The 13,796-nt window shown below is 69.4% G+C and carries 14 protein-coding genes; 8 read left to right on the forward strand and 6 right to left on the reverse strand.

Annotated features, from left to right (window positions below):
* Positions 1-26: 26 nt before the first annotated feature.
* On the reverse strand, positions 27-476 hold the full coding sequence (locus GRI75_RS13305) for a peptidylprolyl isomerase (RefSeq protein ID WP_160747485.1): 450 nt from the start codon (positions 474-476) through the stop codon (positions 27-29).
* A 98-nt stretch (positions 477-574) separates the two neighbouring features.
* Between GRI75_RS13305 and mgtE the strand changes: the two genes are divergently transcribed.
* Genes mgtE through GRI75_RS13320 form a run of 3 tightly spaced genes read left to right on the forward strand, consistent with a single transcriptional unit; the run spans position 575 to position 2,751 of the window.
* Positions 575-1,990, forward strand: a complete 1,416-nt coding sequence (mgtE, locus tag GRI75_RS13310) for a magnesium transporter (RefSeq protein WP_160747486.1) — start codon at positions 575-577, stop codon at positions 1,988-1,990.
* Between the two features lie 56 nt (positions 1,991-2,046).
* The gene (locus tag GRI75_RS13315; protein ID WP_160747487.1) at positions 2,047-2,439 is read left to right on the forward strand and encodes a DUF1489 family protein; all 393 of its coding nucleotides are present in this window, start codon (positions 2,047-2,049) and stop codon (positions 2,437-2,439) included.
* Between the two features lie 51 nt (positions 2,440-2,490).
* The gene (locus tag GRI75_RS13320; RefSeq protein WP_160747488.1) at positions 2,491-2,751 is read left to right on the forward strand and encodes a hypothetical protein; all 261 of its coding nucleotides are present in this window, start codon (positions 2,491-2,493) and stop codon (positions 2,749-2,751) included.
* Positions 2,752-2,922: 171 nt separating this feature from the next.
* Here GRI75_RS13320 and GRI75_RS13325 read toward each other — a convergent pair whose 3' ends face one another.
* Genes GRI75_RS13325 through GRI75_RS13335 form a run of 3 tightly spaced genes read right to left on the reverse strand, consistent with a single transcriptional unit; the run spans position 2,923 to position 5,803 of the window.
* Positions 2,923-3,615 (reverse strand): DsbA family oxidoreductase, encoded by a 693-nt coding sequence (locus GRI75_RS13325; protein WP_160747489.1) that lies wholly within the window; start codon positions 3,613-3,615, stop codon positions 2,923-2,925.
* Positions 3,612-4,502, reverse strand: a complete 891-nt coding sequence (gene nudC, locus GRI75_RS13330; RefSeq protein WP_160747490.1) for an NAD(+) diphosphatase — start codon at positions 4,500-4,502, stop codon at positions 3,612-3,614. Before nudC ends, GRI75_RS13325 begins: the two co-directional genes overlap by 4 nt.
* Positions 4,499-5,803, reverse strand: a complete 1,305-nt coding sequence (locus GRI75_RS13335) for a serine hydrolase domain-containing protein (RefSeq protein WP_160747491.1) — start codon at positions 5,801-5,803, stop codon at positions 4,499-4,501. Before GRI75_RS13335 ends, nudC begins: the two co-directional genes overlap by 4 nt.
* Before the next feature lie 125 nt (positions 5,804-5,928).
* Here GRI75_RS13335 and GRI75_RS13340 point away from each other — a divergent pair, with 125 nt between their 5' ends.
* On the forward strand, positions 5,929-6,150 hold the full coding sequence (locus tag GRI75_RS13340) for a hypothetical protein (protein ID WP_160747492.1): 222 nt from the start codon (positions 5,929-5,931) through the stop codon (positions 6,148-6,150).
* 396 nt (positions 6,151-6,546) lie between these two features.
* On the opposite strand, the gene GRI75_RS13345 is transcribed toward GRI75_RS13340, so the two are convergent.
* Positions 6,547-7,587 carry an A/G-specific adenine glycosylase gene (locus GRI75_RS13345; protein WP_160747493.1) on the reverse strand — a complete coding sequence of 347 codons (1,041 nt, stop codon included), beginning with the start codon at positions 7,585-7,587 and terminating at the stop codon, positions 6,547-6,549.
* Between the two features lie 29 nt (positions 7,588-7,616).
* On the opposite strand from GRI75_RS13345, the gene GRI75_RS13350 reads away from it, so the two are divergent.
* The 4 genes from GRI75_RS13350 to smc all read left to right on the forward strand — a co-directional run bounded on the left by GRI75_RS13350 (position 7,617) and on the right by smc (position 13,193).
* On the forward strand, positions 7,617-8,201 hold the full coding sequence (locus GRI75_RS13350) for a DUF721 domain-containing protein (RefSeq protein WP_160747494.1): 585 nt from the start codon (positions 7,617-7,619) through the stop codon (positions 8,199-8,201).
* Positions 8,198-8,872, forward strand: coding sequence for a thioredoxin domain-containing protein (locus GRI75_RS13355; protein ID WP_160747495.1), 675 nt, complete (start codon positions 8,198-8,200; stop codon positions 8,870-8,872). Before GRI75_RS13350 ends, GRI75_RS13355 begins: the two co-directional genes overlap by 4 nt.
* Before the next feature lie 117 nt (positions 8,873-8,989).
* Positions 8,990-9,739, forward strand: a complete 750-nt coding sequence (locus tag GRI75_RS13360) for a thioredoxin domain-containing protein (protein ID WP_160747496.1) — start codon at positions 8,990-8,992, stop codon at positions 9,737-9,739.
* A 28-nt stretch (positions 9,740-9,767) separates the two neighbouring features.
* Entirely contained in the window at positions 9,768-13,193 is a 3,426-nt protein-coding gene (gene smc, locus GRI75_RS13365; protein WP_160747497.1) for a chromosome segregation protein SMC, read from the forward strand.
* Between the two features lie 150 nt (positions 13,194-13,343).
* On the opposite strand, the gene GRI75_RS13370 is transcribed toward smc, so the two are convergent.
* A complete protein-coding gene (locus GRI75_RS13370) occupies positions 13,344-13,754 on the reverse strand; it encodes a DUF4383 domain-containing protein (RefSeq protein ID WP_160747498.1) in 411 nt (136 codons plus the stop codon).
* Positions 13,755-13,796 lie beyond the last annotated feature (42 nt).

The following is a 13,796-nucleotide window of genomic DNA, read 5'->3' on the forward strand; positions in this document are numbered from 1 at the left end:
GCGCCTCGCGGCGCCCTCTGTTCAGTTCAGCTTACGGTCGCCTTGACGATCTTGCCGGGGCTGGCCGGCGGTTCGCCCTTGGGCAGCGCGTCGATGTGTTCCATGCCGCTCTCGACCTGGCCCCAGACGGTGTACTGGCCGTCGAGGAAGTGGGCGTCGTCGAAGCAGATGAAGAACTGGCTGTTGGCGCTGTTCGGCGCCTGGGTGCGGGCCATCGAGCAGGTCCCGCGCACGTGCGGTTCCGAGTTGAACTCGGCCTTCAGGTCGGGCTTGTCGCTGCCGCCCATGCCGGTGCCGGTCGGGTCGCCGCCCTGGGCCATGAAGCCGGGGATCACGCGGTGGAACACCACCCCGTCGTAGAAGCCTTCGCCCGCGAGTTCCTTGATCCGCTCGACATGGCCGGGCGCGAGATCGGGGCGCAGCTTGATGACAACGTCGCCGCTCTCGAGGGTGAAGGTGAGTTTTTCGTCGGCCATCGTGTCATTCTCCTGTCGATTCCGCGCCGATATAGGCGGCGGCGCGGCGATGTCACCCTTCGCTTGCTTTTGCGGGCCACCGGAATAGGGAAGCCGCCATGGCCGAAAACGAGATCGCCGAGCTGGTCGAAGAGACCGCGCCGCCCGAGGAGGGCGAGCAGCTCGACGAGGAGAACCGGCTGAAACCGGAGTTCGTCGATGCCGTAATCGGCGCCCTGGCCGTAGGCGACGAAGGCCGCGCCTACGACTTGGTCGAACCGCTCCACCCGGCCGATCTGGCCGACCTGTTCGAGCTGCTCCAGCCGGACCAGCGCCGCGCCCTCGCCCGCGCGATCACCGACCTGATGACCGGCGAGGTGATCGCCGAACTCAACGACTACGTCCGCGACGGCATGATCGAGGCGCTGCCGCACGCCGCCGTGGCCGGCATCGCCGAGCAGCTCGACACCGACGACGCGGTGCAGCTGATCGAGGATCTCGAGCCGGAAGACCAGCGGGCGATCCTCGCGCAGATGGAGCCGGAAGACCGCGCGGCCATCGAAAGCGCGCTGGCCTATCCGGAAGAGACCGCCGGCCGCCTGATGCAGCGCGAGCTGGTCGCCGTGCCCGAGCACATGACCGTCGGCGATCTGATCGACTACATGCGCGAGCACGAAGAGCTGCCGACCGAGTTCTGGGAAATCTTCGTCGTCGACCACAAGCACCACCCGCTCGGCTCTTGCGCCCTGTCGTGGATCCTGCGCGCGCCGCGGCACATCGCGCTGTCCGACGTGATGAAGCGCGACCAGACGCTCATCCCGGTCGGGATGGACCAGGAAGAAGTCGCGCTGCGCTTCCAGAAGTACGGCCTCATCAGCGCCGCAGTGGTTGACGAGAGCGGGCGACTGGTCGGCCAGCTGACCGTCGACGACATCGTCCACATCATCTCCGAGGAAGCGGGCGAGGACGCCCTGCTGATGAGCGGCGCCGGCGAAGGCGACATCAACGAACCGATCCGCGACGCCTATTCCGCCCGCGTGCGCTGGCTGGTGGCGAACCTCGGCACGGCGCTGATCGCCAGCCTGATCATCGCGATGTTCGGCGCGGCGATCGAGAAGCTGGTCGCGCTGGCGATCCTGATGCCGATCGTGGCCAGCATCGGCGGCAACGCGGGCACACAGACGATGGCGGTTTCGGTCCGCGCGCTGGCGATGAACCAGCTCACTCGGTCCAACACCCGGCGCATCATCTGGCGCGAGCTGCGCGTCGCCCTGCTGAACGGCGCAACGATCGCCGCACTGATCGGGGTGGCGACCGCGCTCATCTTCTCCCCGCTGCTGGGGGGCGTGATCGCCCTCGCCGTGGTGATCAACATCATCACCGCCGGCCTCGCCGGGGTGGCCGTGCCGGTGCTGTTCGACCGCATGGGCCAGGACCCGGCGGTGGCCAGCAGCGTGTTCGTGACGATGATCACAGACTCGATGGGCTTCTTCGCGTTCCTCGGCCTGGCCGTGGCGAGCGGGCTGGTCGGCTGAGCGGTTTCGGCGCCGAGCCGGTTGAGCCAGCCTCCAGAACCCCTATCTCCCTCACCATGCCCCTCCACATGACTAAGATCGCCTACCGCTCCGGGAGCGTGGAGAACCTGCGCAAGTGGGTCGAAGCCGGGCCGGAGGCGCACATGACGACGCGCTACCTGCCCAAGCGGCACGAAGAGATGATCGGCGGCTCGCTCTACTGGATCCTCGAACACGCGCTGGTCGCCCGCAGCGAGATCATCGGCTTCGAACAGAACAGCGACGGCCGCTGGACCATCCGCCTCGCGCCCAAGCTGATCCTCGTTCACCCCAAAGCCAAGCGCGCCCACCAGGGCTGGCGCTACCTCGCCGAGAAGGACGCTCCGCCCGATCTTGCGGAAGGCGAAGTGGCGGGCGACGCGCTGCCGGTTCGGATGGTCCGTGACCTGAGCAAGCTGGGCTTCGTCTGAGCCCGGAACGCATCCCCTTTCCGCCCCGTTGATCGGGGAAGGAGAGATGCAATGCCAGACCGCCAGTCACGCCATCCCGACAACGACATGATCGATGCCGCGCAGGAAGAATCCGTCCCCACCGCCCAGCAAAGCGCGGCCGGCGGGCAGGTGAGCCGGCAAGTCGGCTCCCGCGCCGAATTGCACCGCGCCGAAGGTACGCTGGAAGGCGACGAGGTGGAACGCGCCACCGGCCGCGACAATCCCGACCAGGATGCGCAGAAGGGTAACAAGACCTTCGACAAAATTCGCTCCGGCCAGCAGAACGGGTAGCACGACTTACCCGTTCGTCCTGAGCTCGTCGAAGGACGAGACGTTGCGCCAGTCGTGGTTCGACAAGCTCACCACGAACGGCGGGGGTAGGTCCCAGCTGTAGTTGTTTCCTAAGGCACCCCACCCCGTTCGTCCTGAGCTTGTCGAAGGACGATCGGAGCGACGGTGCCGTCAGGCGTTCCGCACCTCGCCTGCGGCCATCGCGGCAACGCGGCGCAAGGTCGCGGAGAACACCGCCGGCTCCTGCGCGCCGGGGATCAGGTACTTGCCGTTGACTACGAAGCTCGGGACCGAGTTGATCCCAGCTTCGAGGCCGCGCTTCTCTTCCAGCCGCACGGCGATGCCGAGCGCTTCCTCGTCCAGCGCCTCCGCGGCGGCGCCACGGTCGAAGTTTTCCGCTTCGGCGATGTCGAGCAGGACCTCGCGGTCGCCGATGCTCCGCCGCTCCTGGAAATGGGCGCGGAATAGCGCCTGACTGAGCCGGGTCTGCGCCTCGGGTCCTTCGACCGCGAGGGCCCAGCGCAGCAGCTTGTGCGCATCGAAGGTGTTCCACATCATCCCCGGCTGCCCCGCCGGCTCGTCTGCCGGGATCGGAAAGCCGGCTTCGGCGGCCTTCTCGGACAGCCGCCGCCGCATGGCGCTTAGTTCGTCTTCTGAGCGGTTGTAAGTCTCAGCCAGGTGCTGCGCCTGGCTCTTGCCTTCGGGCGGCATATCCGGGTTGAGCTCGAACGGCATCCAGCGAGTCTCGACGTCGATCTCGCCATCGAGCTCGGCCAAAGCCTTCGCGTACTGCGCATAGCCGATCGCGCACCACGGGCACATCACGTCGGACCAGATCTGCACGTCGACAGTGGGTCTGCTCATCGTTGTTCCTCCAGCCACCAATGCAACATGTGGTGGGCGATGGCCTGCCGGGGCGGCGCCCGGAAGCTGCGGCTCTCGGCGCCGCTCTCCAGCGCCTCACGGATTTCGCCCGCGGTGAACCAACGGGCGTCTTCCAGCTCGGTTTCATCGATCGCCAGAGCGTCGTGCTCCGCATGGGCGTGGCAGGCGATCATCAGCTGCGAGGGGAACGGCCAGGGCTGGCTGCCGACGTAGGCGACGTCGCGCACCCGCACGCCCGCTTCCTCGAACACCTCGCGGGCGACGGCCTCCTCGATCGACTCGCCGGGCTCGACGAAGCCGGCGAGCGCCGAGTAGTTGCCGGCGGGGAAGCGATGGCTGCGCCCGAGAAGGAGGCGGCCGCCGTGCTCGACCAGCATGATCGTCACCGGATCGACCCGGGGGAAGTGCTGCGCGGCGCAGGTCTCGCTGACGCAATCGCGCTGCCAGCCGCCTTTGGCGATCCTGGTCGGCCCGCCGCAGCGGGAGCAGAAGCGATGGCGCGCATGCCAGTCGAGCACGCTGCGAGCACCCCCGTAGAGCGCCAGGTCCTCCGGTCCGAGCTGCCCAAGCGCCGCCCAGGTCTCCTGCCGGGCATAGGCCGGATCGACATCGCCATCGGCCGGCACTGCGGCGAACAGCGCCTCCCCATCGAGCAGGCCGAGGAACACCAGCTCGGCACCCTTTTCCAGTTCCCCGCAGCGGCCCCACTGCAGGCAGGATTCGTCGCTCAGCCGAGGGATGAGGCCCTCCAGCCGCAGGAGGCGGGCGTCGGGCCCGGCGAGCGCGGCGAGCCGCGCGGGATCCGCGCGCAAGGTGTCGGCGCGGTCGAGCTTGTGTCCGGCAAAAGGAAGCGTCCGTCCTCTCACGCCCGGCCCTGCGCCGCCAGATCTGCGCGGATCGCTGCGGGAAATTCCTCGAGCAGGGGATAGGCGTCGAACGGCATGAACTGCGTGTAGAGCCCGGCGCGGAGGCCGTGCTTGCGGTCGATGAAGCCGATCGTCCCGGCGGCGCCGGCCCAGCCGAACACGCCCTCCTCCGCGCCGCGCCCGACGCGTCCGCCGGCTCCGAAGCCCCAGGTCTTCGCGTACTCGTCGTCCGGCGAAAGCGTGTCGGGGAAGAGGTTCGAAGTGCCCAGCCGCACCGCCCGCTCGCTCATCACCCTGGCGCCGTCGAAGGACCCGTTGCCGAGCAGCATCTCGAGGAAGCGGTCGTAATCGCGCGGCGTGCTGGCGAGACCCGCACCGCCGAAGGGAAACGGCGGCTTGTCGAGATAGACCGAGTTCTGCCCGAGGTCGATCGGCAGGAGCATCCCGCCGAGCAGGAAGTAGCCGGTCGTGAGGCGCCCGGCATCCGCCCGCGCGACCTGGAACCCAGTGTCCCGCATGCCCAGCGGATCGAAGAACCGCTCCTTCAGGAAAGCGTCGAAGCTCTGGCCGGAAACGACCTCGATCGCCCGGCCCAGCAAGTCGAGCCCCATGCCATAGCTCCAGCGCGTGCCCGGCTGGTGCACCAGCGGAAGCTCCGCCAGCCGGTCGGCGAACAGCTCCAGGCTGCCGACCGAAGTGCCCTGGAACACCGGCACGCTCTGCAGCCGGCTGACCACGCCGGGGACAATGCCGCGCTGGCGGTAAGCCTGGGCGATCGGGCCGGTCTGGATGATCCCGTAGCCGAGGCCGGCGGTATGCGTCAGCAGGTGCCGGATGGTGATCGGCCGCACCGCCGGTTCGAGATTGTCGGGGGTGATCGGCCCGTCGTAGACTTTCTGCACCTGCATGTTGCGGTACTTCGGCAAGATCTCGTGCAGCGGCTGGTCGAGGCCGAGCTTGCCTTCGTCGATCAGCATCATGGCCGCCATGCCCGTCACCGGCTTGGTCATCGAATAGATGCGGTAGATGCTGTCTGCGTCGGACCGGCGCGGCTGCGCGAACGTGTCGAGACCGCGGGCGACGACCGCCGGCTCCTCCCCGCCGAAGCCGAGCGTGGCGACCATGTTGGCGACCTTGCGGCTGTCGACATAGCCGGCAATCAGCCGCTCGACATTGGCCCATTGCCCGCCGGATTGCGCGAGCACCGGCACGCCCCCCAGTGCGGCCCCCGCACCCAGGGCTGCGGCGCCGCCGATCCACTGGCGGCGGGTGACCATAGCGTTCCAGTCGAGCGGCTTCATCGGCGTGTCCCTCCAGTCGAATCCGCCGCTCCATCGGGCGAACGGCGTGAATAGCAGCTTAGCGGCCCCGCGCCGGCGATAAAGCCGTCCTTGCATCCACCGGCTGTGTTATGCATACAAGACACATGCTCAACCTGCTTTCGATCCTGACCGGATTGCTGTCCCTGGTGATCGTGATCCCTTCGCAGATCCCCCTGCTCGGCTGGGGCAACTGGCTGGCACTGCCGCTGATCGCCGTCGGGGTCGTGCTCGGCGCGCTGTCGTCGAAGAACACCGGCCGCAACTTCTGCCTGATCGTGTTCGCCGTCGCGGCAATCCGCCTGATGATCGGCGGCGGGATCATCTGATCCAACTCCTCCCCGGCACGGGGAGGTGGCGCCGGCCGTAGGCCGGTGACGGAGGGGGCCCACCTCCTGGTGCGTGGTGCCTGCGGCGGGCCCCCTCCACCATGCTTCGCATGGTCCCCCTCCCCGTTCCGGGGAGGATTATTACTCACGCGAAGGCGCGAAGGATTGTGCTGATCCCTTCATGGCTTCGTGGCTTCGTGTGATCAAAAAGGACTCACACGAAGACACGAAGACACGAAGATGTCTTGCCAGGTCTCCAAATCCTCCCCGGGACGGGGAGGTGGCGCCGGCCACAGGCCGGTGACGGAGGGGGCCCGCCTCCTGGTGCGTGGTGCCTGTGGCGGGCCCCCTCCACCGCGCTGCGCGCGGTCCCCCTCCCCGTCCCGGGGAGGATTTTTAGGCCCTCACCACTCGCGCCGCCTTCGCGAACAGCGTCGGGAGCCCGGCGCCTTCGAGGTTATCGACCGGCCACCACTCGCCCTCGCCTTCGAGTTCGGTCCAGGCGCTGCCGGCGTATGTGACCACGCCAAGCTCCAGGTCGAAGTGGGTGAAGCCGTGGCGCACGACGCCGCCGGAGCGCCACGAGCCGGGCAGCGGCGCGTCTCCCGATCCATCGGCGCGGACGCTCCAGCCGTCGTCGGGCAAGGCGCGCATTCCGCCGAGCATGCCCTTGCCGGGCCGCGTGACCAGCCAGACCTGGCCTTCGCGCTCGATCCAGAAGGCGGTGCCGATGCGCTGGGGGCGAGCCTTCTTCGGCGCCTTCACTGGGAGCCGCGCGGGATCGCCCTGCGCCCTGGCTCGGCAGTCGGCCGAAACGGGGCACAGCAGGCACTTGGGACCCCGCGGAGTGCAGATGCCTGAGCCGAGGTCCATCATCGCCTGGGCGAAATCGCCGGCGCGACGTTCGGGCGTGATCCGCTCCGCCGCCGCGCGGATCGCCTTGCGCGCGGCGGGCAACGGCTCCTCGATGGCGAAGAGGCGGGCGACGACCCGCTCGACATTGGCGTCGACCACGACCGCGCGCCGGCCGAAGGCGATCGCCGCGACCGCTGCGGCGGTGTAGGCGCCGAGGCCGGGCAGCTTGCGCAGTTCCTCCTCGGTATCGGGAAAACCGCCGTACGCAGCCACTTCCCGCGCGCAGGCGACGAGATTGCGCGCCCGCGAGTAGTAGCCGAGCCCGGCCCAGGCGGCCATGACCTCCTCCTCCGGCGCGGCGGCGAGCGCCTCCACGGTCGGCCAGCGTTCGGTGAAGGCGGCGAAATATGGCGCGACGGCAGCAGTGGTGGTCTGCTGCAGCATCACCTCCGACAGCCAGATCCGGTACGGATCCACCGCGCCCCCGTGGGGCACCCGCCAGGGCAGCTTGCGGGCATGCCCGTCGTACCATTCCAGCAGCTTGCCGGGGATCGTCTCGCGAGGCGTCGGGCTGGCGGTCATGCGGCGGCTATGGCATGGCGGGGGCGATCATGGAACGGGACGAAGACAAGCCGGAAGGCAAGAAGGCGAAGGCCCAGGCAAAGCAGCCGAAGGCTAAAGTCTGGGAGCGCCCGCGCGGCGGCCAGGCGAAGCCGATCGCCGACCTTATGCCGCAGATCGGCCGCGCCGCGTTCCGCCGGTTCGGCTTCGTGCAAAGCTCGGTCGTCACCCGCTGGCCGGAGATCGTCGGCGAGCGCCATGCGCGCGTCTGCATGCCCGAATCGATCCGCTTCCCGCCGGGGGAGAAAAGCGAAGGGATCATGCAGCTGGTCGTGCTGCCGGCTCATGCGCCGCTGATCCAGCACGTGATCCCGGAGATCATCGAGCGGGTGAACCGCTTCTTTGGCTACAAGGCCGTGGTCAGGGTCAAGCTGCGGCAAGGCGCGGTTAAGCCGCGCCGGGCCACCGACGGCACCGAGGATCGCCCCAAGGCGCCGGTGTCGCTCAAGCCGATCCCGATCGAGCTCGGCGAAAGCCTCCGCGACATCGGCGATCCGGAGCTGCGCACCGTGCTGGAATCGCTCGCCCGAAGCCTCGGAGCCCAGGGCAACGGAAAGAAGGACGAACAGGGATGAAGAAGCTCGCGATCCTGGCCGCACTGCTCGCGGCCATCCCCTTGACCGCCGTAACGGCGCAGAACTGGCTCGGCACGACAGCCGCCACCAGCGGCGGGCACCGGCTGGGCAATCCCCAGGCGAAGACCAAGCTGATCGAGTTCGTCAGCTACACCTGCCCGCATTGCGGCAAGTTCTTCAAGGAAGCCGACGGGCCGATCAAAGTGGCGCTGGTGCAGCCGGGGAAAGTCTCGGTCGAGATCCGCCACTTCATCCGCGATCCGATCGACCTGACCGCGGTGGTCCTGGCGAACTGCGGCGACAAGGCCAAGTTCTTCGGCAATCACGAGATGTTCTTCAGCCGCCAGGAACAGTGGCTGAGCAAGGCCCAAGGCGCCGCCCGTTCGCAGCAGCAGCGCTGGACCAGCGGCACCGTGCCGGAACGGCTGCGGGCGATCTCGAGCGACCTCGGCTTTTACGAGATGATGGAGCGCCGCGGCTACACCCGTGCGCAAGTCGATCGCTGCCTGGGCGACCAGGCGAAGATCGACGCTCTGGTCGGCCAGGCCCAGGCCGACAGGACGCAGTACAAGGTGAATGGGACACCCAGCTTCGTCGTCAACGGCAAGCTGCTCGAAGGCGTGCACCAGTGGTCGGACCTGCAGAAGGCGCTCGCCTCCGCGGACAAGTAGGGCGCCGACATGGGATAACCCTGTGCAAAAGGAGGGCCGCGGTGGTTACCGTGGTTTGACGGGGGCCCGGGCTGGGCTAGCCTGCACGCTGGAATTCTTGCCGGATAGGATTTTGCCATGACCGCGCTTCGCCGTATCGCTCTCACCGCCGTCGCCGCCCCGCTGGCGCTCGCCCTCGCCGCCTGCGGCTCCGACGAGCAGGCCACCGAAGGCGCGCCGAAGGGCGAGCCGATCGCCGCCGTCCCCGCCCCCGCCGGCACGAGCTGGGTCGAGACCGCCGCCGTCACCCCGGAAGACGGATACCGGATCGGCAACCCGGACGCGCCGCTCAAGCTGGTCGAATACGCCAGCCACACCTGCCCGGCCTGCGCCGCGTTCTCGACCTCGGCGGTCGCCGAGCTGGACGAGTACGTCGCGAAGGGCGTGGTCAGCTACGAGATCCGCAACCAGGTCCACAACGCGCTCGACCTGACGCTGGCGATGCTGATGCGTTGCGGCGCGCCCGAGACGTTCCACCCGCTGGCCAACCAGGTCTGGGCCAACCTCGACCAGGTGATGAACACCGCCCAGCAGAACGAAGCGGCGCTGAACCAGGCCATGCAGGCGCAGGACGCCACCCGCTTCCAGAAGATCGCCGATGCCGCCGGCTTGCTGGACTTCTTCGCAGCGCGCGGGATCAGCCGCGACCAGGCGATGCAGTGCCTGGCCGATCCGGCCAAGGGCGAGGCGATCCTGCAGCGTTCGCAGGCCCAGTCGGAGGAACTGGAAGTGACCGGCACGCCAACCTTCTTCCTCAATGGCAGCAAGCTCGAAGGAAGCAACTGGGCGGAAATCGAGCCGATCCTGCAGAACGCCGGCGCTCGCTAGGGCGCCGGGCGGAGGGGAACCCGGCGCGATGCTCTTCAGGAAGCTCAAGCTTGCGGGCTTCAAGAGCTTCGTCGAGCCCGCCGAACTGCGCATCGAGCCGGGGCTGACCGGCGTCGTCGGGCCGAACGGCTGCGGCAAGTCCAACCTGCTGGAAGCGATCCGCTGGGTGATGGGCGAAAACTCGCCCAAGTCCCTGCGGTCCGGCGGGATGGAGGACGTGATCTTCGCCGGGACCGCGCAGCGCCCGCCGCGGTCTTTCGCCGAAGTCGTGCTCGATGCGGTCGGTGCCGATGGCGAGGAGCTGCAGGTGACCCGCCGGATCGAGCGCGGGGCCGGCAGCGCATACCGGGTCAACGGACGGGACGTGCGCGCCAAGGACGTGGCGCTGGTGTTCGCCGATGCGGCCACGGGGGCGCACTCGCCGGCCCTCGTCAGCCAGGGCAAGATCGCCGCGGTGATCGCCGCCAAGCCGGCCGAGCGGCGGATGATGCTGGAAGAGGCGGCGGGCATTGCCGGCCTCCACGTCCGCCGGCGCGACGCCGAAGGCAAGCTGCGCCAGACCGAGGCCAACCTCGCCCGGCTCGAGGACCTGATGGCCGGGCTCGACAGCCAGATTTCCTCCCTTCGCCGCCAGGCCAAGCAGGCGGAGCGGTACAAGGCGCTCAGCGCCCAGATCCGCGTCGCCGAAGCGCGGCTGCTGTTCGCCCGCTGGCGCGATGCCGCCGCCGCGGCCGACGTGGCGCGGGAACAGGCCAAGGGCGCCAACGCGAAGGTCGACGCCGCCAAGCAGGCGGCGGACTCGGCGCAGAAGGCGCAGCATGCTCTCGCGGCGAAGCTTACCGAAGCACGCGACGTCCTGGCCGACCGGCGCGACGACGCCAGCGCACACGGCCACCGCATGGCGGCGCTTACCAGCCAGCTCGAGGCGGCCGAGCAGAGGCTCGCCGATCTCGACCGGCAGACGGCGCAGCTCGAGGCCGACCGCGGCGAGGCCGACCGGATGACCACCGACGCCGCCGGGGCGCTCAAGCGGCTCCAGGCCGAGCTGGAGGCGGGGGAGAAGGCGCTAGCCGCCGACGAAGCGCGGCGGCCCGAGTTCGCCGCGAAGGCCGAGGATGCGGAGCGAGCCGCGCGGGCGGCCGAGCTGGCGCTGGCGAAGGCGACCGCCGACCACGCGGGCGTCGAGGCCGAGTGGCGTGTGGCCGAGGCGGCAGTCGCGCAGGTGCAGTCGCGGCTCGACCGGCTGGCCGGCGAAGTGCGGCGGCAGGAGGAAGCGCGCGCGGCGCTGACGCAGCAAGGCGATCCCGCTGCGGCGGTTCTCGAAGCCAAGCATGCGGCGGAGGCGGCGGCGGCCAGAGTGACGCACTTGCGCGCCGATCTCGAGGCGATGCAGGCGCGCAAGGAGACGCTGGCCGAGAAGCGGGACGAGATCTCGAGCGCGCTGTCCGGCGCGCGGGCCGAACTGGCGGGCGTAGAGCGGGAGTACAACGCGCTCGTCCGGGACCGCGAGGCCCGGGCCAAGCAGGCGAGCAACCGGCATGGCCTGCCGGCGGCGCTCGACCGGGTAAAGGCGGAGCGTGGCTACGAGCGGGCGCTGGCGGCGGTGCTGGGGCGTGATGCCAAGGCCCCGCTGGGCTCGCCCGAGGCGCCCTCCGAGGGGCGGTTCTGGACAGGTTCCGAAGCCCCGACCAGGGTCCCGGACAGCCTTGCCAATCACGTGCCTTCCTGCCCGCCCGAGCTGGCTGCGCGGCTGGCGCTGGTGCACGTTGTGGACAGCGAGGACGGGCGCGCGCTCAAGCCGGGCGAGTGGCTGGTCACCAAGGCCGGGGCGCTGCGCCGGTGGGACGGGTTCATCGCGCGCGGCGAAGGCGCGGCGGAAGCGGCGCGGCTGGAGGCGGAGAACCGCCTTGCGGATCTTGAGCAGGAGCTTCCCGCTCTGAGGGCTGCCGCCGAGCAGGCCCAGAAGGCGCACGACGAGATCCAGTCGGCGCTCGGCGAACTGCAGCGCGGGCTGGTCGCCGCCGAGCGGGACGTCACGCAAGCATCGGAAGCAGAGCGCCAGGCGCTGCGCTCGCTCGACCAGGCCGAAGCCGCGCGGGAGCGGATGGCGGCGCGGATCGAGCAGATCGACGCGGCCACGAAGGACCTCTCCGAGCAGCGGGCGCAGGCGGAAACCGAGCTCAAGGCCGCGGAGAAGAAGCGCACCGCCCTGCCCGACCCGGAAAGCGGGCGCGCTTCGCTCAGCGCGGCCCAGGCCCGGCACGAGGCGGCGCGCACGGCGCTGCAGGCCGCGCTCGGCGCCCTCGCCGCGCACGACCAGGCGCTCGCGGTAGCGCGGGAGCGAACCGGAACGCAGCGCGCAGACATCAAGGGCTGGGAAATGCGCGCCGGCGATGCCGCCCGCCGCCTGGCCGACATGGAGCGCCGCTTCGAAGAGATCGCCACCGAGCGCGCGATCACCGCCGCCAAGCCCGAGGGGCTGATGCGCGAGATCGAGCAAGGCGATGCCGTGCGCGCCCGGCTGACCGAAGAGCTGGCGAAAGCCGAAGCGGCGGTCGCTTCCATCACCGAAGAGGCCAAAGCCGCCGACAAGGCGCTCGCCGATGCCAACGAGGCGCTGTCCTCCGCCCGCGAGAACCGCGCCGGCGCCGCCGCGCGCGCGGAGAACGAGGAGCAGCGGCGCGAGGAGATGGCCCGCCTATCGGGCGAGCGCTTCCAGTGCCCGCCCCCGCTGCTCACCGGCCGTTTCGAGTTCGACGGCGAGGCGGTGAAGGACTCGGCCGCCGAGAGCGAGGAAATGGACCGCCTGGTCGCCAGCCGCGAGCGGATCGGCCCGGTCAACCTCGTCGCAGCCGACGAGCTCGCCAAGCTGGAGGAAGAGCACGGCTCCAGCGCCGCCGAACAGGCCGAACTGGCCGAGGCCGTGCACCGCCTGCGCGGCTCCATCGGCAGCCTCAACCGCGAAGGGCGCGAGCGCCTGCGCGCCGCGTTCGAGGCAGTCGACGGCCACTTCCGCCGTCTGTTCACCCGCCTGTTCGAAGGCGGGCAGGCGCACCTCGCGCTGGTCGACAGCGACGATCCGCTCGACGCGGGTCTGGAGATTTTCGCCCAGCCGCCCGGCAAGCGGCTCCAGTCGCTCACCTTGCTATCGGGCGGGGAGCAGGCGCTGACGGCGATCGCGCTGATCTTCGCCTTGTTCCTCACCAACCCCGCACCGATCTGCGTGCTCGACGAAGTCGACGCGCCGCTCGACGACGCCAATATCGACCGCTTCTGCGACCTGCTCGACGCGATGGTGAAGGAAACCCAGACCCGCTACCTGATCGTCACCCACAACGCCGTGACGATGAGCCGGATGCACCGCCTGTTCGGCGTGACGATGGTCGAGAAAGGCGTCAGCCGCCTGGTCAGCGTCGATCTCGGCGGCGCGGAGGAACTGCTGGCCGCCGAGTGATGCAGGGTTGAAAAGATCCTCCCCTGCAAGGGGAGGTGGCAGCCCGCAGGGCTGACGGAGGGGTGTACCCGCTAGCGGCGACACCCCTCCACCACCCGCTTCGCGGGCGGTCCCCCTCCCCTTACAGGGGGGGACTGGTTCGCATCAGCCTCAGCGGCGGACGTCGCCTTCGCGCTTGATGAAGCCGAAGTAGGCGGCGCCGGCGGCGAGGATCACGTGGAGCCAGATGTCGTGGCCGTAGAGCGGGACCAGCCCGAAGGTGGTCCACAGGCGCGCGGCCGGGATCAGGCCCATGATCACGAACAGCGAGTAGATGATCGCGGTCGCCTTGGCATAGCCGCGGGCGGCACCGAGGCTGCGGGCGGCGAGCAGGCCCCAGAGGCCGAAAGCAATGTGCACGAGGTTGTGCAGCAGGTTCACCGGGAACAGGCCGAGTTCGAGGCCGAGGCCGGCCTCCATCGTCACGTCGGGATGGGTGTGCGGCTCAACAAACAGGAAGCCGCCAATACCGATCAGGAGGAACAGGATACCCCAGATCATCGCAAATCTTTGGACAGTCATGCCACTCTCCTCGATGCCAGACGGCAGCCCCCTCCGGACAGG

Origin of the sequence: Croceibacterium soli (assembly GCF_009828065.1) — a bacterium.
Taxonomy (GTDB): domain Bacteria; phylum Pseudomonadota; class Alphaproteobacteria; order Sphingomonadales; family Sphingomonadaceae; genus Croceibacterium_B; species Croceibacterium_B soli.

Bases quoted from the DNA above. Each gene is read 5' to 3' on its own strand.
- GRI75_RS13305 (WP_160747485.1), bottom strand. From the start codon at position 476: ATGGCCGACGAAAAACTCACCTTCACCCTCGAGAGCGGCGACGTTGTC.
- mgtE (WP_160747486.1), top strand. From the start codon at position 575: ATGGCCGAAAACGAGATCGCCGAGCTGGTCGAAGAGACCGCGCCGCCC.
- GRI75_RS13315 (WP_160747487.1), top strand. From the start codon at position 2,047: ATGCCCCTCCACATGACTAAGATCGCCTACCGCTCCGGGAGCGTGGAG.
- GRI75_RS13320 (WP_160747488.1), top strand. From the start codon at position 2,491: ATGCCAGACCGCCAGTCACGCCATCCCGACAACGACATGATCGATGCC.
- GRI75_RS13325 (WP_160747489.1), bottom strand. From the start codon at position 3,615: ATGAGCAGACCCACTGTCGACGTGCAGATCTGGTCCGACGTGATGTGC.
- GRI75_RS13335 (WP_160747491.1), bottom strand. From the start codon at position 5,803: ATGAAGCCGCTCGACTGGAACGCTATGGTCACCCGCCGCCAGTGGATC.
- GRI75_RS13340 (WP_160747492.1), top strand. From the start codon at position 5,929: ATGCTCAACCTGCTTTCGATCCTGACCGGATTGCTGTCCCTGGTGATC.
- GRI75_RS13345 (WP_160747493.1), bottom strand. From the start codon at position 7,587: ATGACCGCCAGCCCGACGCCTCGCGAGACGATCCCCGGCAAGCTGCTG.
- GRI75_RS13350 (WP_160747494.1), top strand. From the start codon at position 7,617: ATGGAACGGGACGAAGACAAGCCGGAAGGCAAGAAGGCGAAGGCCCAG.
- GRI75_RS13355 (WP_160747495.1), top strand. From the start codon at position 8,198: ATGAAGAAGCTCGCGATCCTGGCCGCACTGCTCGCGGCCATCCCCTTG.
- GRI75_RS13360 (WP_160747496.1), top strand. From the start codon at position 8,990: ATGACCGCGCTTCGCCGTATCGCTCTCACCGCCGTCGCCGCCCCGCTG.
- smc (WP_160747497.1), top strand. From the start codon at position 9,768: ATGCTCTTCAGGAAGCTCAAGCTTGCGGGCTTCAAGAGCTTCGTCGAG.
- GRI75_RS13370 (WP_160747498.1), bottom strand. From the start codon at position 13,754: ATGACTGTCCAAAGATTTGCGATGATCTGGGGTATCCTGTTCCTCCTG.